The sequence below is a fragment of the Hymenobacter duratus genome (assembly GCF_014698995.1).
Lineage (GTDB): Bacteria > Bacteroidota > Bacteroidia > Cytophagales > Hymenobacteraceae > Hymenobacter > Hymenobacter duratus.
The window spans coordinates 885,195-902,136 of sequence record NZ_JACWZZ010000001.1 but is presented as its reverse complement, the minus strand read 5'-3'; the positions used below and the strand labels follow the sequence as shown (position 1 = coordinate 902,136).

Here is a 16,942-nt window from a genome sequence, read left to right as displayed (position 1 = left end):
CGACCGTTAGGGGAGCTTGTTTATTGCTCTGCTGATGTTTTTTTCGTTTTTGCGCGGCCTGCGCGCCCCAGGCCAGCTGGCGCTGCTGGCCGCTTTTCTGCTTGCTCCTTGGCTCGTACTGGCGCGGCCGCCCCGCCCGAAACCGACTCCACTGCACCTGCAGGTACGCCGCATAGCGCCGGATGTCTTCGTGCACACTTCTTACCGCCGCTACCCCGGCACGGCCGCGCCCGTTCCGTCCAACGGCCTCATCATCAGTACAAGCAAAGGTGCGGTGCTGCTGGATACGGCCTGGGACCCGGACCAGACGCTGGAACTGCTGCGCTGGGTAGCCGACAGCCTGCACCAGCGCGTACGGCTCGTTGTTATCTCGCATGCCCACGAAGACCGGCTGGGAGGGTTGGCCGTGCTGCGCGCCAACCATATCAACGTATACAGCACGCCGCTCACGGCCAAGCGTGCTGCAAAGCTGGGTTTCGGCACCCCTACGCCCGCCATTAAGCCCTATACCGTCATTAAGGCAGGCCGCACGCGGCTGGAGTTGTTTTTTCCGGGTGCCGGCCATGCCCCCGACAATATGGTGGCGTGGCTGCCCAAGCAACGGGTGCTTTTTGGAGGCTGCCTGGTGAAAGAGGCGGCGGCGCCCAACCTTGGCAATATTGATGAGGCCAACCTGAAGCAGTGGCCCGCTACGGTGCGCAAAGTGGCTGCCCGCTACCCCAAAGCCGAAACAGTGGTGCCGGGCCACGGCCAATGGGGCAGCAGCAACCTGCTGACGCACACGCTGGAACTACTGAATGCACCCAGAACGCCCAAGCCGCAAACGGCCTTGAACGGCCGTCTGTAGGGTCTGCTTCGAGCCAGACCGACACTTGCTACAGTGGGAAGACTCGAAAACGAAAAAAGCTGAGACCTAAAGGCCTCAGCTTTTTTATCGTCCGGCAAATACATGTCGCGAACGGTCCGGCGGCAAAATTCCCACCCAATGCCGCCAGATGGTGGTGGTGAGTAGGGTTAGGGGCCTACCCACCGACTGACTTACGCCAGTTATTATCATTTTAAGGCCGCAGAATCTCTCAGACCAGCTCGCTCTTTATCTTATCAAATACTTGTTAACCAGATGCTTATCAGCCTTTAAACACTGCCGTAGCATACGGCTTAAAGTAGTGCCGAATGGTTGATACAATTTCGGCAGCAAATGAGGGCGCTACTACACCCTAGTTACCCGATTCGTGTGCTGTATTGACCGAATGTATTAACCTTGTAAAAAGAACAAGCCATTACGGCATTACTCGCCATGAAGCTTCAGTTTGAGCCCATCCACCCAACTGCCGACAGCTCCTTTACCCTGCTGCACTATACCGAAGTCCAGAGTGCCGGGCTGCTCTGGCACTACCACCCCGAGTACGAGCTGGTATATATTCCGCGAGGCAGCGGCCGGCGCCACATCGGGCAGCATATTTCGCGGTTCGAGGAGGGTGAGCTGGTACTTATCGGGCCCGATTTGCCGCACCTGACCTTCAGCTACGGACTACCGGCGGGCACGCCATTCGAGGAAATCGTAGTGCAGCTACGGTCCGACTTTCTGGGGCCTGAGTTCTGGCAGCACCCGGAAATGGCCGAAATCCGGCAGCTGCTGTCCCGCTCGCACGAAGGGCTTTCGTTTGGCGGACGCACACGGGTTGCGGTAGGCGAGCTGCTGCGGCAGTTGCTGGTGGCCCCGCCTTTCACACGCCTGCTGCTGCTGCTGCAGGTGCTGCAGCGCTTGGCCCAGGCCGTTGCCGACGACTACACGCCGCTGCACGCCGGGGCAGGCAGCCAAGCCCTGAGCGGCAAGGAACAGCAGCGCCTGAGCCGGGTGTATCAGTTTGTGGAACAGCACTATTTCCGGGCCAGCCTCTCGGTGCAGCAGGTAGCCGAGGTGGCGCATTTGTCGGTGCCGGCGTTCTGCCGCTATTTCAAGAAGATGACCCGCCTCACCCTCACCGAATTTCTGCAGGAATACCGCGTGGGCCAGGCCTGCCGCCGCCTCCTGGACGATGACCTCTCGGTGACGGAAGTGTGCTACGCCAGCGGCTTCAACAACCTGTCGCACTTCAATAAGACGTTCCGGCGCTACACCGGCTACAGCCCTACCGAATACCGCCGGCAGCGCACTGCGGCTTAGCCATCCGATTTTCCTGAACGGGCGGAACGCACCACTGCCGCCGCATGTATGGCACCTGATGGTTGCCTTCACCGACGTATTTCATGGCTGATACCCGCCCAAATAATTGGCCGGGAGTCGCCGGCTGGCTCCTGTTACTGCTGGTGGTGCTGGCCGCAGTGCCAGCCGGCCCACCGAAGCCATTGGTGCTGCAAGTGGTACCGCTGGATATACGACCCACCACATTTACCATTGCGGAAGTGCGGGATGAGCGGCCCGACCGCACGGCCGTGACCTGGCTGCTGCCGGCACCGGCCAAACCCGGTGCCCTGCCGGGGGCACCTGTCGCCGTTGATTTGCAGGGCGGCGGAACAGAAGCTTTGCAGCAGTTTTTCCGGAAAAGCCTGCCTCATAACGCAGCGCAGCGCCCGATTATCATCCGGATAAAGGAATGCCGCGTGACGGAGACAGCCGCATCAGGAGGGCAGATAGAAGGCCCGATAACCCTGCAGCTGGCATTTGAGTGGCAGCGGCCCGAGGGGCCTCCGCTCCTGCTGACCGAATACCGCGGTGGGGCCCGCTATGGCCGCCTTCCTTCCGACCACAGCTTGGTGGAGCCCACGTTGCGCCGTTCCCTCACCGATGCCTTACGCTACCTGAACGGCTGGATGAACGCCGCCACTGCCCATGATGTGCGGCTGGCGACGGGCGTGCACCCCACGTTTCACAACGACCTGCGCCGCACCGAGCCCGACACGCTTTTCTACGACCCGGCACGCCCGCTGCGCTGGTCCGATTTTACGGGGCAGCCCCGCTCCGGCGATTATGCTGCGGCGGTGTTTCCCGGCTTCGCCTACCGGGGGCAGCCGCGCGTGCAGAACGGCGTTGTGGAGCTGGACCTGACGCTGCAGGTATTTGTGGTGCGCAGTTCGTCGTGGGTGGGGCCGGGCCAGCAGACGGCGTCTCACCTCAACCATGAGCAGCGCCACTTTGATCTGGTGAAGCTGGTGGCCGAACGGTTTCGGCGCAAAGCCACCGCCGACAGCCTGACCGTGGAGGACTATAACAGCATCCTGCAGCTGCAGTACCTGAAGTCCTTCACCGAAATGAACCGCCTGCAGGACCAGTACGACGCCGAAACCCACCACGGCACTGATGCAGCCGGGCAGCAACGCTGGAACCAGCGGATTGACGCTGAATTGGGCCGCTATGGCGTGACCAGCGCACGCCCCGCCGATTAACGCAAAAGCCTCCGCACCGAAAACGGGCGGAGGCTTTTATCTTATTGCGTAGCTGAAAGCTAGTCTTTCACTTTCACCTTACCATCGTCGGCGTCGCGCTTCACCTTGGTGCCGCTGGGGTACTCTACTTTCCGGTCGCCGTCCTTGTCTACTTTCACGGTCTTGCCGTTGGCATATACAATTTTGGTTTCGCCGTTTTTCTTCTTGTCATACTTCACAATGGCCGGGCCACTGCTCCGACGAGCCGCAGGAGCATCTTCACGCACGGTTACGGTGGTGTAGGGTGTACCGTCGTAGTAAGTGCCGCGGTTGGACGAGTACGTATTGTACTGGTTCGGGTCCGTTACGATGGTTTTCACCTCGCGGTCCGTGTCGTCGTTTACCTGGCGCAGAGCAGCGTAGCGGCCGGTAGTATCAGTAGCGTAGCGCGTCTCGATTTCGTTGAGGCGGCGGCCACGGGTGTAATAGGTTTTCTCGATGCGCGTTACGACTACCGTATCGGTCAGCTTGAGGTCTTCGGCAATGCGGGCAGCCAGCTGGTCAGCATCGGTGCGGTAGGCGGCAGTATCTGCCAGGTTAGCATCCGAAACTACCACCGCCGTATCGGCAGCCGGGGTAGTAGCCGCATCTACAGCGGCGGGCTTGTCTTGGGTGCAGGAAGCGGCCACCAGCGTAGCGGCTGCGGACACAAGGAACAGGGTCTTATTCATGAAAAACAGGATCAGTGGAAACCGGATATAGCCGGGCGGCTATACGGGGGGCTGATACGGCTGAGGTTGCAGTGAGGTTGCGGAAGCTGCTGCGCCCTTCCGCTTCTGCAGTAGCTGTACCGTTAGGAATTGGCCCTTGCTTAAGCGGTTATTTTGTCTACCACAACTTTCAAACAGAGCCTGCTGTGTTCAGACTGCTGACGGGGATAGAACTCTAGTTTGTCAACCTAAAACTGCTGATAGAGAAAAATCTGGTGGGCCGAGCAACGGCGGCAGCGGCAGCTACATCTATGCAAGTGTAAGCCAGTTCTTTCTCTCATTCAGCCTTGTTGTTATGCGTACTTCTCCCTTCTTCAAGTCGCTGGCCGTAGCGGCTGTGCTCAGCGCCGTTTCTGTAGTTGCCGGGCAGGCGCAGCAACTCCGGCAGGTAGCCGCTTTCCAGAAACTCAGGACCAGCGGGGCCTGCAACGTAGTGCTCACCAAGGGCCCGGCTACGCAGGTGAAAGTGGAAGCCGACAGCGACGTGGAGAAGTACATCCGGACGGAAGTACAGAATGGCACGCTCGTGATTTACCGCGACAAGGATGCGCCTATGCAGCTGTTCAGCAACAAAAAGGTAACGGTGTACGTGACCTGCCCACGCCTGACCGGTGTGGAAACCAGCGGCGCCTCCGACATCAAGAGCGAGTCTACATTCAAGGCCGACGATTTCAGCATTAAGGCTAGCGGCGCCAGTGATGTGACACTGCGCCTCGATGCCCAACGGCTGACTGTGCAGGCATCCGGCGCTTCCGACGTCCGCCTCTCGGGCCACGCAGAGCGCCAGCAGGTACAAATCAGCGGCAGCAGCGACTACCAGGCCTCCAACCTGCAAAGCCGCAAAGCCGATGTACAGGCCTCCGGTGCTTCCGATGCCTACGTTTTTGTGGAAGAGGAACTGTCGGCGCGCAGCTCCGGTGCCAGCGACGTACGCAACAAGGGCAAAGCGCGGGTGACGCGGTAGCGCACTTCGCTATTCAGCACCCGATATCATCATATAAGAAAACGGCGGCAGCTCCTGATGAGCTACCGCCGTTTTGTATAGTACACCTAAGTAGTTCACCCCAATATGTCACCGCAATACCACACATAAGCAGAGGCTACTGCAGGGGCGTGGCGGCCGTACTTTGGCGCACAAACAGCAGCGCGTCATAGGACTTGCCCAGTTGGGTGTCGCTGTAGAAATCCTCGCTGCCCACCGTCTGGCCCACCAGGCGCAGGGGGCGCTGCAGGTCCTGGGCTCCGAGCTGATGCGTATTGAAGAAATACACCGGGCTGGCTACCTGGCTGAGGGAAGCCTCCCAGGAACCGGCTTTGGCCTGTGGCAGCGGGTGGGCCGTCATCACGCTGGCCGGCGAGATGAAGCGGTCAGTAGTGGCGGCGAAGGTGCCGCCAGCCGTGCCGGTAGCCAGCACATAATACTGTCCCTGAAACATGCGCTCCAGGAAGTCGCCGGTGCCACCGCCGTTGCTGTCGCCGGCCGCGGCCACGGTGCGCGCCACGTGGGCGTTGTGCGACCACACAATCACCTTGTGGCGGGGGCCGGCCACGAACTTGGTCATTTCGGCGAAGGCACTGTCGCGGGAGGAATTGCGCTTGAACACCTCATACTGATAGAATACATCGAACGCCAGTCGGGCATTTTTGGCGGCACCGGCCAGCACTTCCTGCTGCTTGCGGGGCAGCTTGGCCGTGGCCAATGCCGCCAGCACTTTATCGGCGGCCTTGTAGCCTTCGCCCCCATTGGCCAGCCACTCCGGGCGGTTGCGTTTGAAGGCCGGGTCGCTGAGCTTGTACCAGTAGTTGTCGTTGTATTGCGCGTTTTTCAGCAGCTGCGCCGTGGCCGCCTGCACTTCCGGGTTCCGAACTTTGGCCAGCCCCGCCTGCAGCAACTGAGCATCGGCGGTAACGAACATGATGTCGATACCGGTCAGCTCCACGTCGCGCCGGTGGGTGCGGTTGTACGTCTGCATCCAAGTCAGCACGTCAGCCATTTCCTGGTTTTGCCACATAGCCAGCAGGTGCCTCTGCATCAGGGGCTTGAGGCTGGCGGGCGTACTACGGCGCTGCTGCAGCGCCTGGTTGAGCAGGTAGGTGTCGCCGTAGGTATTTTCCAGCGCTAGCCGGTCGAAGCCGTGCTCTTCCACCAGGATGCGCGTCAACCAGAACCGCAGCTTGTAGAACTCGGCCGTGCCGTGGGTGCCTTCGCCCATACTTACCACCCGTTTGCCAGCCATCTGGGCGATGAGCGGGCGCACCGTTTCGCGGAACTGCTCGAAGGTTTGGGTGTTCACGGCGTTGATGAGGGCCGGGTTGAGCGTGATGCGGGCCGTGTCGGCGGCAGGTGCTACCGGGGCGGCGGGAGCCGTCTGGGCCGAGGCAGTGCAGGAAGCACCGGTGAACAAAGCGGCGGCGAGCAGGGAGCGGAACAAGGTTTTCATGGGACCGGGGAAAGGAGGTGTCGGGAGAGAAAAGCCAGCCGTTCAGCGACTGGCAACGATACAAAGGAATGGCCCTGCCGAGGCGAAAAGAAGCTTTATTAGACCACGGCGGGCCATGAGGCGACGAATCAGACGGCCCGGTTTTTTGGTCGAAGAAATGCCCCCTGTTGGTCGAAATTTCGGGCTATGTATTTCGTGCCTACCGCGGCCCTGCAACCGCTTCGCCCCGGCGCCTCTTCCAGACAGGAAGCAGCACCGGGGCGGGGAAACAGCCGCGGACATTAGGTTCGGCAGCCTAGTTTTCCAGGCGCATTTTCTCGCTCTCAATGCCCGTGCGGCGGGTTTTGATGGCCTTCACTTTCTGGTTGCCGAAGCGGTAGCTGAAATTCAGCCGCACGAAGCGGGTTTCGGTTTTATCGATGCTGTACGCCCTTACACCTTCCGCCCGCGTGTTGTAGCGGTTTACTTGCAGGTTCAGTGGGTCGAGCACGGTCAGCGTGAGCGTGCCTTTTTCTTTCAGCACTGGCTTTGACACCGCAATGCTGCCGTTGTACTGGGCTTTGAACGAGTAGGCCCCGTACGTGAGCGGCGTGCGGTAGAACAGGTTGAGCTCGGCCCGCATGCCATTCGGCATGTTCACCGTGGTGTTGCTGCTGGCCATTACCCCCACACTCGACTGGTTCAGCCAAGGCATGGTGGGGGAGTAGAAACGGACGTACGTGGCCCCCACAAAATTCACCGTGGTTATTGCGCCGCCGCCAATCTGCTTGGTGAGGCTCATGTTGGCGTCCAGCGTAGTGGCCCGGCTCAGGTTCGCGTCGGATTGAATGAGGACGTTGGTAGCCGGGTCGCGCCGGAATACACTGGCCAGGGCGTTGGTGTGGCGGCCGTAGCTCAGCGAGGTAGCCACTGCGCTGTTGTAGCTATGCGAAACGGAGAAGTTGTGCGAAAACGAGGGCCGGATGTTGGGGTTGCCCTGGTAGTACAGATAAGGGCTGATGTAGGTCAGGAAGGGGTTGACGATGTCGAAGCGGAACCGGTCAATCTTGCGCTGGTAGCTGAAATTCCACTGCTGCTTCACCGACATGCTATAGTCCAGCGCCACGCTCGGAAACAGGTTGAAATAGTCGCGCTTGTTTACCTGGTTTAGCGTCAGCGACTCGCCTTCGCTGTGCGTGTGCTCGGCCCGTAGCCCCAGCTGTACACCTACTTTCTTGCTCACCGTCTGGCGCACCGAGGCGTAGCCCGCGTTGATGTACTCGCGGTACACGAAGTGGTTGGTGCGTTGCGCGTCGTTAAGCCAGTTGCCGCCCTCATCCAGGTTTTCCCAGTGAATGTCGTTGTCGGTAACGGTGCGCAAAGACTTCAGGCCCGCTTCCAACGCCGTGGCTTTGCCGAAGGAGCGCGTGTAGTCGGCGGTGAAAGAGGCCACGGAGTTGGTGGCCGGCGAGTAGGTGCGCAGCGCACTGGCCGTGGCGTCCTCGCTTTGCAAGTCGAAGCCGGCGTTGCGGTACTGCTCGTCGAAGCGCTTATGGAAAGTGAGGTAATCCGCGTTGAGCTTCAGTTCGCCGCCGGCCGAATCCAGCAGCGTGCGGTAGTACAGGCTGATGGTTGGGTTGAATCCCCGCCCGGTGCCGTTGGTGTGCAGCATGTTGGTCGCGCTGAGCGGGCCGTTCAGGTTGGCCACGGTGGAGTGAGTATTGCCGTTGGTTTTGCGGGCGCTAGCTATGCCCCGGATCTGCAGGCCTACTGAACTGCGTTTGGTCAGGTCGTAGTCCACGTTGATGCGGCCCGTTTGGCTGTTGCGCTCCGTCACGCTGTAGCTCGCCTCATCGATGCGCGTTTCCTGGTTCAGCACCCGGTTGCTGTCGAAGCGGCGGTACTGCTTGGTGCGCTGGTAGTCGAGGCCCCCAAACACGTTCAGCTTGTCGCGGCGGTAGCTCAGGAAGAGGCCGCCGTTGTAGCGGGCGAAGCGGCCAGCTCCGGCACCGGCAACCACGTTGCCGTTGGTCCCGAAAGCGCTGTTTTTCTTGGTGAGGATGTTGATGATGGCCCCGCCATTGGCGTCGTATCTGGCCGAGGGGTTGGCCACCACCTCCACTTTGTCGAGGGTATTGCTGGGCAGCGAGGCAAGCAGGTCGGCCAGGTCGTTGCCGCCGAGGTTGGTGGCCTTGCCGTCGATGAGCACCAGCGCCGTTTTGCCCCGCACCAGGTAGCGGCCGCCTTGCTCAATCACGCCCGGAGCGCGCGACAGCACTTCGGAAGCGTTGCCACCCTGGGCAATGGGACTTTCGGCCACATTGAGTATCAGCTTGTCGGCGCGCTGCTCGATGAACGGCTTGCGGGCCGTTACGGTCACGCCTTTCAGCTGCTGCCCGGTGGCGGCTAGCAGCACCGGCGCCAGCACCAAAGGTTGGCCCGTGCTTACTTCCACGGCCAGCGGCGCGGGCGTTTTGTAGCCGATGTAGCGCACCAGCAGCTGATAGCGGCCGGCCGGCACTCCTTCGAACTGAAAAGCGCCCTGCTCGTTGCTGACGGTGCTGAGCACCGAAGTGGCGTCGGATTGGAGCACCACCGTAGCGAAGGGCAGCGCCTGCCGGGAAAGGCTATCAGACACGGAGCCACGAACCGAGGCAACCGTGGCGCGCTGAGTGGCCGCAGCCGGAGTGGTCTGGGCAGTAGCTACGGCCGGGGCAGCGGCCAGAGCGGAGAAAAGCAGCAGGGAAGCGGAGTCGTATTTCATGAAGCTGGGAGTGAGGAGCGTGTCGAGGGGCAACCCAACCGCCAACCGGCTGGGAATAGGACAAAGCAAAATCCTCCCAGCGCGTTTCCAACGCGTTTTTCGACCACTCCTGCCCTCGCCACGACCAAGTAGCCGGCCCGGGTTTTTGGTCGAAAAAAACACCCCCTTTGGTCGAAATCCGGCCTTGCGCATGCTGCAGGCGGCCAGAAAATCCGCCAACTTGGCCCCATGCAAAAGCCCACCGCCCCTCTTCCTGCCCCCGACCGCCCCAGTCGTTTTCCGCTTGTATTCGAAGGGCTGATCTGGGTGCTCTATGTGGGGCTCTACAAATACAACTTCTTCATGCAGGAAGCCGGGCGCCTCGTGCCGGTTACGGAGCGCGCCAACTTTCCCTACCCCCAGCTGATCCTGTTCGCAGGGCTGGCCACGCTCTACATTGTGCCCTATTACCGGGGGCTGCTGCCACTGCTGCTGCGCCGCCGGCGCTATGCGCTGCTGGGAATTGGCGCGCTGCTCTACACGTGGTGGGGCATCAAGCTGAACCTAGTGCTGGCCCACGGCCTGTTTCAGTACATACCCAGCCCGCCCCAGCTGGCGACTTACTATCAAAAGGAGTATCTGGAAGCCGCCGCCACCCTGCTAGGCCGCGCCCAATACCACATCAGCCTGCTGTTCACCGATTTGCTGGCCTTCAGCTGTGTGGCGTTTGTGCGGCTGGCCTTCGAGCATGAGCAGCGCCGCCGCCACCTCGAAAAAGACCATCTGGCCCTGCAGATGGAGCAACTGAAGGCCCAGTTGCAGCCGCACTTTCTGTTTAACACGCTCAACAGCATCTACGGCCTGAGTCTGGCCGGCTCGCCAGAGACGCCGCGCTTCATTCTGCTGCTCTCGGAGCTGATGCGCTACGTGCTCTATGACAGCGGCAAGGCGCAGATTGGGCTACCCGAGGAGGTGGAGTTCCTGGAAAACTACTTCGAGCTGGAGCAGCGCAAGTACGCCGGGGCACGGGTGGAGTTCCAAGCCGTGGGCGACGCGGCCGGCGTGCAGGTGCCGCCGCTGCTGCTGCTGCCGCTAGTAGAAAACAGCTTCAAGCACGGCCGCCACCACTTCTCGGATGCGGCCACCGTGCAGGCTACACTCACCACCACGCCCGGCCAGCTGCACTTTCTCATCGAAAACGACATGCTGCCCGAAGCCCCGGCGGCCTCACCCAAGCGCAGCGGCGGCATCGGGTTGCAGAACATTCGGCAGCGCCTCAACCTGTATTATCCCAACGCCCACGAGCTGCACCTCACCGAGCATGACGGCCGCTACCGCGCCGAGCTGACGCTGCGGGTGTAGTTTTTCTGTGTAACAGAACGTGATGCTCAACGAACGTCATGCTGAGCTTGCCGAAGCATCTCTACCGCTTCGTTGTGGCAGTATCTAACGAAGCGGTAGAGATGCTTCGACTACGCCTCCGGCTTCGCTCAGCATGACGTTCCTTTTATCACTTCATTACTCCATCACCTAATCACTTCATCACCTGCTCAGCTATGACTACTACCCCCGCCCCTGTTCGTTGCCTGATTGTGGATGATGAGCCGCTGGCCCACCAGGTGCTCACCCAGTTCATCGGCCAGACGCCGGGGCTGACGCTGTCGGGCAAGTGCCGCAATGCCATGGAAGCATACGAGCACCTGGCCCAGCACCCCGTGGATCTGCTGTTTCTGGACATCGAAATGCCGCTGGTGACGGGCCTGAACTTCCTAAAAAGCCTCACGCATCCGCCCAAAACCGTGCTGACCACCGCCTACCGCGAGTATGCCTACGAGGGCTACGAGCTAGACGTGCTCGACTACCTGCTCAAGCCCTTCAGCTACGAGCGGTTTATGAAGGCCGTGGCCCGCCTGCCCGCCACCCAGCCCGCCCCGCCCGCCGACACGGCCGACGAAAAGTACCTGCTGGTGAAGGAGCGTCAGGGCTTGCTGAAAGTACCGCACCGCGACATTGTGTATGTGGAAGGCTGCAAGGACTACGTGAAAATCACGACGGCCACCAAAAGCTACCTGCTGCACCACACCATGAAGGAAATGCTGGAAGTGCTGGGCCCGGCCTTTGTGCGGGTGCACCGCTCGTTCATCGTGGCCGCCGCCCACATCCGCATGCTCCAGCCCGACAACGTGCTGCTCCACGACAATACGCTGCTGCCCATCGGCAACTCACACCGTGCGGAGTTGCTGGCCTATTTCAAGAAGTAATTGTGCTATCTTTTTTTCAATTTTCTCCCCTATACCCTTTCGTCATGTTCCGCAAGTTTCTCCCGTTGCTGATGCTGCCTGTGCTGCTGGCCGGCACGTCTTTGGCCCAAACCGCCACCCAAACGCCAGCGCTGGCACCTGCCCAAAACGCCGCCGCCGCTCCCTTCAACAAAGCCAAGCTCGATAGCCTCTTTACGGCCCTCGAAGCTAACAACAAGCTGATGGGCAGCCTGGTACTGTCGCAGAACGGGCAGGTGGTGTATAGCCGCGCCATTGGGCTGGAGCAGCCGGGCGTATCTGCCACGCCGGCCACGCGCTACCGCATCGGCAGCATCACGAAAACGTTTACGGCCACCATGGTGATGCAGCTGGTGGAAGAAGGCAAGCTCAAGCTGGACGCACCCATTGCCACCTGGTTTCCGATGATGCCAAACGCCTCCAAAATTACCGTGAACCAACTGCTGCACCACCGCAGCGGCCTGCACAACTTCACCGACGACCCGGCCTACGAGCAGTACATGACTCAGCCCAAAATCCAGGCTGAGCTGCTGGCAATCATGGCCAAGCCAGCCGTGGATTTCGAGCCGGGCGCGAAGTTTGAGTACAGCAACACCAACTACGTGCTGCTGGGCTACCTCGTGGAGAAGGTCACGAAACAGCCCTACGCGAAAGCCCTACAGAAGCGCATCACCGGCAAGTTGAAATTGAAGGATACCTACTACGGCGGCCGCATCGACGGCAAAAAGCACGAGGCGGCCTCGTTCAAATGGAGCGGCACCGCCTGGCAGCCCGAGCCGGAAACCGACATGAGCATTCCCGGCGGCGCGGGCTCCATCGTCTCGACGCCCGCGGATCTGGCGCGCTTCATCGAGGGTCTGTATGCGGGCAAGCTGCTGAAGCCTGCCACCCTGCAGCAGATGCAGACTATGCAGGACAAGTATGGCGCAGGCCTGATGACGATTCCGTTCTACGAGCGCAAAAGCATAGGCCACGGCGGTGCCATCGACAATTTCCGGTCTTCGCTCAGTTACTTCCCTGCCGAAAAGCTCACGCTGGCCTTGTGCACGAACGGCTCCAGCGGCTTCTCGGGCAACGACCTTGCTATTGGCGCTTTATCCAGTTACTTCGGCCGCACCTACCGCCTGCCCGATTCTACGGTGCTACCTACCGTTTCCCTTACAGCCCAGGAAATCAGCCAGTTCACCGGCAACTACGCCAGCCAGCAGATGCCGCTAAAAATCAGCGTTACGGCCTCCGGAGCCACGCTCATGGCGCAGGCAACAGGCCAGGGTGCGTTTCCGCTCACGGCGCGCTCCAAAACCCAGTTTGTGTTTGACACAGCCGGCATCGTCATGGACTTTGATGCCGCCACGCATACCTTCACCCTGAACCAGGGCGGCAGCAAATACCTGTTCACGCGGGAATAAGCCGCGGGTCTACCCGCTCTTACTTTCCTTTGGGCGCCGTAGGCAGTATCGCCAAGCTGTTCAGGTACACTTCCAGCATAGTATAGCCGTCAGGGCCAGTTTTGGCGCGGTCAGCAGCATCCTGGGAATTAAGGCCGTGGCTTTTTTCCCAGGCGTCGGGCATGCCGTCGTGGTCGGTGTCGGTGGGGGCCAGGGCAGATTTCAGCTCCGGCCAGGCTTTCTGCGACACGCTGTAGGGTGTGCCGTGCGGATAGCCGCCCTGCACATCAATCAGGCGGCCCCGGCGCTGCGTCACGTCCCGGATAATGCGCTGGTCGAGGGTGTCGCGGCGGGGCAAGCTAGCGCCCACGCTCTGCAGCACGGCGGCGTAGGCATCCGGGGCACTTTGCGTAGCTACCGGGCCCAGGTCAAACGGCTGGTTTACCTTCGACAGCACGGTATCGGCGGCGGTTCCGCCATTCATGGTCACGCCGCGCCAGTTGTGGCGGGTCACGTCGGCGCTGGCGTCCACGTAGTTGCCGCTGAGGTAGAACTTGCCGTAGGGCAGCGGGTTTTTGCCCTTATCCAGCTTGTAGGGATTCACGACGCGCGCCTTCACGCTTTCCTTGGTGCTGGGGCCGTGCTTGTAGTAGTTGCCCACGAGGTTGTAGTTGCCGCCCTCGCCGGCATACACGTTGTTTTCGCCCCAGTTGTAGATGACGTTGTTGCGGAAATCCACGTTTTCGAAGCCGGCCGGGTGCGTGTAGCGGCTGCCGTTGAAGCGGGGCGTACGGCTGTTGCAGTGCGCAAACAGGTTGTGGTGCATGGTGGCGTGCTGCCCGCCCCAGATGCCGCCGTAGCCGTGCCGCTCAAAATCCTTGTCGCCGGTTTCGAAGTGGTAGGAGTAGTTCAGCGGCTCACTCAGCAGGTTCCACTGCAGCGTGGTACTGTCGCCTTCATACACCGACAGCACCTCGTCGGTGCTCCAGCTCATGGTGCAGTGGTCGATGACGAGCCGGCTGTTGCGCACGCCCCCGAAAGCGTCGTCGCCGCCCCCGCCATCTACCTGGCCTTTGTTCTGGTTTTTGTCGCCCATCCGGAAGCGCACGAACCGGATGATGACGTTGTTGGCCTTCACGCTCACCGGGTAGTCGGCCAGGCAGATACCGTCGCCGGGCGCGGTCTGACCCGCCAGGGTGGTGTTAGGCTTGCTGATGGTGAGCGGCGACTGCAAATGAATAGTGCCTGATACCCGAAATACCACCGTGCGGGCCGGCGCGGCCTTGGTCAGGGCGTAGCGCAGGCTGCCGGGCTGGTTGTCGTCGTTCAGGTTAGTGACTTCGAACACCGTGGTGGGCACCGCCGCCGTGCCCCGGCCGCCACTCGTGAACCGGCCGGCCCCTTCGGCCCCCGGAAACGCCAACTGCTGTGCCGCTGTCGGCGTGGTGGCCGTGGCCAACACTGCCAGCGCACCAAGGCCGCCGATGGAAAGAATACGGGGGAATTGAGAGAGGCGGAATTTCCGGTACATACGGTAGGGTGTGGGAGCGGCAGCGCGGGTCAATGGCAGTAGGCACGAATAGTAGTTGTGGCCTTCGGCAGTCTGATACTAACCCCGGAGCCGGGCGCGGGCCGCATGCGCAGGGATATTTCTTTGCGCAATCGATGCCGGCATCGTTGCCAGCTGCGCCGTACGGCAGGCGCTGTTGTAGCTTTGCATCCGCTGGCCCTGCCGCGGCCGGCCCATTACTCCTTTTCCTTCCGAATGCCCCACCGTCACTTTCTGCTCTTCAAACCCTTCGGCTACCTCAGTCAGTTCGTCAGCGAAGATGCCCGCGAGGCCCGCAAGAAGAAGTTTCTGGGGGTGCTGCACGACTTTCCCGAAGGCACCATGTCCGTGGGCCGGCTCGATGAGCACAGTGAAGGACTGCTACTGCTCACCACCGATGGCCGCGTGAGTGAGCGGGTGCGCCGCAAAGACGTGGAGAAAGAATACTACGCGCAGGTAGATGGCCTCATCACCGACGAAGCCGTGGCGCTGCTGCAGCAGGGCGTGGAAATAGGCGTGCCCGAAGGCCGCTACCGCACGCTGCCCTGCGCCGCCTTCCGCCTACCCGCCCCGCCCGACCTGCCGCCCCGCCCCCGCAAAATCCGCGACGACCGGCACGGCCCCACCAGTTGGGTGAGCATTACCGTGACGGAGGGCAAATACCGGCAGGTGCGCAAAATGACGGCCGCTGCCGGCTTTCCCACGCTGCGGCTGGTGCGGGTGCGCATCGGGCACATCCGGCTGGGCGGACTGCAGCCCGGCGAAGTGCGCGAAGTACCAGAGCTGCTGCCCCCAGACAGCCTGGCGGCCACTTTCACTGCCACCGAGCCGGAATAGTTCGGGCAGCTAGTTTGGCGGGCAAAAGGCTACTTTATGCGCTGTTACCACACGGCGACATACCGGGCAGCAGGGCGGCCGAAAAATAGGTATGCCCGAAGCTGCGGCGTCCTGCTTATCTTTGGCTTTCGGCCGGGCGCGGTCTGCCAGTAAGCAGGCCTCCCGGCGTATCCAGCTACCCGTCGTTTTTATCCTATTCTATTCCCGGCAACCCCAGCGGTTGGCGGGCCTTATGGGTTACTGAACTATCGTTACTGAATATCGGTTTTTATCTATGCACGTATAACAACGTCTCAGCAGCATATTCACCGCCATCCGGCAAACATATCACTCAACTCCACAGCATGGGCAAATCGCAGGCAACCTTCGGCAAGAAGGAAAACGAGAAAAAAAGACTAAAGAAGCGCAACGAAAAGGCCGAGAAGAAGGAAGAGCGCCAGGCTAACGCCAAGAAAGGCCAGGGCCTGGAAGAAATGCTCGCCTACGTCGACGAGGATGGCAACATCTCCGCCACGCCGCCGGACCCCAAGAAAAAGCGCGAAATCAAAACCGAGGACATCCGCATTGGTGCCATCCGCCAGGAAGATATGGTGGAGGAAGACCCGATCCGCAAGGGTACGGTTACGTTCTTCAACGACTCGAAGGGCTATGGCTTTATCAAGGATAAACTGACCCAGCAGAGCATCTTTGTGCATGCCAACAACGTGCTGCAGCAGATCAAGGAAAACGACAAGGTGAGCTTCGAGGTAGAAATGGGTCCGAAGGGTCCGAGCGCCACTGGAGTGAAACTGGACACCGAATAATCCGGCACTCTTCATTCAAACGCCAAGCGGCCGAGGTTCCCAGGAGCCTCGGCCGCTTGGCGTTTAGGGCAATGACATTGTGGTGCGCTTGCCGTCTCTAGGAACGAGGCCGCAGCTGGTAGCTGACGGATGCCTGCACCATCTGGCTGCGCAGCTCAATGGAGAAGTCTTGCAGGCGCTGCTCCTTGGGCGTGAGCGGCAGCAGACCGGCGCTGGCCCGCACACCTATCCCAAAGCCCGAAGGCAGCTGCACGCCCAGACCGGCACACACGCCCACATCCAGGCGGCTGTAGCTGTCGGTGGCGGCGCGGTCGAAGTCGCGCCGGAAGGAGCCGGCAATGGTTTCGATTTCTTCCCCCCCGACTTCGCGGGAAGCCACCTGCAGACTACCCTGGGGGCCGGCCTCCGCATAGAAGCAGCCGAAACGGGCGCGCAGTAGCACGGGCAGGTGCACGTAGCTTTGGCTGAGGCGGTAATCGGCGGCATAGCCCCCATCGGCAATGGCATAGTCGCGCACCCGCAGCTGGGTGTGCTGGCGGCTGAACTGCAGCTCCGGCACCACTGAGAAGCGGGTGTTTACCCTGTGCTCGTAGAATACGCCCACTTGGTAGCCGGTTTTAGCGTCGGCGCTGGCCTGCTGGCTCGGCTGGGGAGTTTTAGTGGCAATAGTGGTGGTGTTGGCACCGGCGCGCAGCCCCAGCTGGGCATGGGCACTGCCGGCCAGCAGCAGCAACAGGCCGCCCAAGAGACGAGGAAAAACATGCATAATCGTGAAGGATAGAGAGTG

General features: G+C 61.0%; 14 protein-coding genes. 9 read left to right on the top strand and 5 right to left on the bottom strand.

The annotated features are described in order from the left end of the window. Window positions 1–34 precede the first annotated feature (34 nt). The 3 genes from bla to IC231_RS03710 all read left to right on the top strand — a co-directional run bounded on the left by bla (window position 35) and on the right by IC231_RS03710 (window position 3,387). Window positions 35–847, top strand: coding sequence for a subclass B1 metallo-beta-lactamase (gene bla, locus IC231_RS03720; protein WP_190783246.1), 813 nt, complete (start codon window positions 35–37; stop codon window positions 845–847). A 450-nt stretch (window positions 848–1,297) separates the two neighbouring features. Further along, window positions 1,298–2,167 carry an AraC family transcriptional regulator gene (locus IC231_RS03715; RefSeq protein WP_190783245.1) on the top strand — a complete coding sequence of 290 codons (870 nt, stop codon included), beginning with the start codon at window positions 1,298–1,300 and terminating at the stop codon, window positions 2,165–2,167. Between the two features lie 83 nt (window positions 2,168–2,250). Continuing rightward, window positions 2,251–3,387, top strand: coding sequence for a hypothetical protein (locus tag IC231_RS03710; protein WP_190783244.1), 1,137 nt, complete (start codon window positions 2,251–2,253; stop codon window positions 3,385–3,387). Between the two features lie 59 nt (window positions 3,388–3,446). Here IC231_RS03710 and IC231_RS03705 read toward each other — a convergent pair whose 3' ends face one another. Then, window positions 3,447–4,097 carry a T-complex 10 C-terminal domain-containing protein gene (locus IC231_RS03705; protein WP_190783243.1) on the bottom strand — a complete coding sequence of 217 codons (651 nt, stop codon included), beginning with the start codon at window positions 4,095–4,097 and terminating at the stop codon, window positions 3,447–3,449. A gap of 334 nt (window positions 4,098–4,431) precedes the next feature. On the opposite strand from IC231_RS03705, the gene IC231_RS03700 reads away from it, so the two are divergent. Then, window positions 4,432–5,100 (top strand): head GIN domain-containing protein, encoded by a 669-nt coding sequence (locus IC231_RS03700; RefSeq protein ID WP_190783242.1) that lies wholly within the window; start codon window positions 4,432–4,434, stop codon window positions 5,098–5,100. A 136-nt stretch (window positions 5,101–5,236) separates the two neighbouring features. Here the strand turns inward: IC231_RS03700 and IC231_RS03695 are convergent, their stop codons facing one another. Together IC231_RS03695 and IC231_RS03690 are read right to left on the bottom strand one after the other, a co-directional pair. Beyond that, entirely contained in the window at window positions 5,237–6,577 is a 1,341-nt protein-coding gene (locus IC231_RS03695; protein WP_190783241.1) for an erythromycin esterase family protein, read from the bottom strand. A 295-nt stretch (window positions 6,578–6,872) separates the two neighbouring features. Then, the gene (locus IC231_RS03690; protein ID WP_190783240.1) at window positions 6,873–9,320 is read right to left on the bottom strand and encodes a TonB dependent receptor; all 2,448 of its coding nucleotides are present in this window, start codon (window positions 9,318–9,320) and stop codon (window positions 6,873–6,875) included. A gap of 228 nt (window positions 9,321–9,548) precedes the next feature. Between IC231_RS03690 and IC231_RS03685 the strand changes: the two genes are divergently transcribed. The 3 genes from IC231_RS03685 to IC231_RS03675 all read left to right on the top strand — a co-directional run bounded on the left by IC231_RS03685 (window position 9,549) and on the right by IC231_RS03675 (window position 12,987). Next, window positions 9,549–10,661, top strand: coding sequence for a sensor histidine kinase (locus tag IC231_RS03685; protein ID WP_190783239.1), 1,113 nt, complete (start codon window positions 9,549–9,551; stop codon window positions 10,659–10,661). A gap of 194 nt (window positions 10,662–10,855) precedes the next feature. After that, the gene (locus IC231_RS03680; RefSeq protein ID WP_190783238.1) at window positions 10,856–11,560 is read left to right on the top strand and encodes a LytR/AlgR family response regulator transcription factor; all 705 of its coding nucleotides are present in this window, start codon (window positions 10,856–10,858) and stop codon (window positions 11,558–11,560) included. Window positions 11,561–11,604: 44 nt separating this feature from the next. Continuing rightward, window positions 11,605–12,987, top strand: coding sequence for a serine hydrolase domain-containing protein (locus IC231_RS03675; protein WP_190783237.1), 1,383 nt, complete (start codon window positions 11,605–11,607; stop codon window positions 12,985–12,987). Between the two features lie 19 nt (window positions 12,988–13,006). Here the strand turns inward: IC231_RS03675 and IC231_RS03670 are convergent, their stop codons facing one another. After that, window positions 13,007–14,497: a pectate lyase family protein gene (locus tag IC231_RS03670; protein WP_211538843.1), complete on the bottom strand. Its 1,491-nt coding sequence runs from the start codon at window positions 14,495–14,497 to the stop codon at window positions 13,007–13,009. Between the two features lie 234 nt (window positions 14,498–14,731). On the opposite strand from IC231_RS03670, the gene IC231_RS03665 reads away from it, so the two are divergent. Together IC231_RS03665 and IC231_RS03660 are read left to right on the top strand one after the other, a co-directional pair. After that, complete coding sequence (locus IC231_RS03665) at window positions 14,732–15,352, top strand: pseudouridine synthase (protein ID WP_190783236.1); 621 nt, start codon at window positions 14,732–14,734, stop codon at window positions 15,350–15,352. Window positions 15,353–15,696: 344 nt separating this feature from the next. Further along, the gene (locus IC231_RS03660) at window positions 15,697–16,155 is read left to right on the top strand and encodes a cold-shock protein (RefSeq protein ID WP_190783235.1); all 459 of its coding nucleotides are present in this window, start codon (window positions 15,697–15,699) and stop codon (window positions 16,153–16,155) included. A gap of 97 nt (window positions 16,156–16,252) precedes the next feature. Here the strand turns inward: IC231_RS03660 and IC231_RS03655 are convergent, their stop codons facing one another. After that, the gene (locus tag IC231_RS03655; protein WP_190783234.1) at window positions 16,253–16,921 is read right to left on the bottom strand and encodes a porin family protein; all 669 of its coding nucleotides are present in this window, start codon (window positions 16,919–16,921) and stop codon (window positions 16,253–16,255) included. Window positions 16,922–16,942 lie beyond the last annotated feature (21 nt).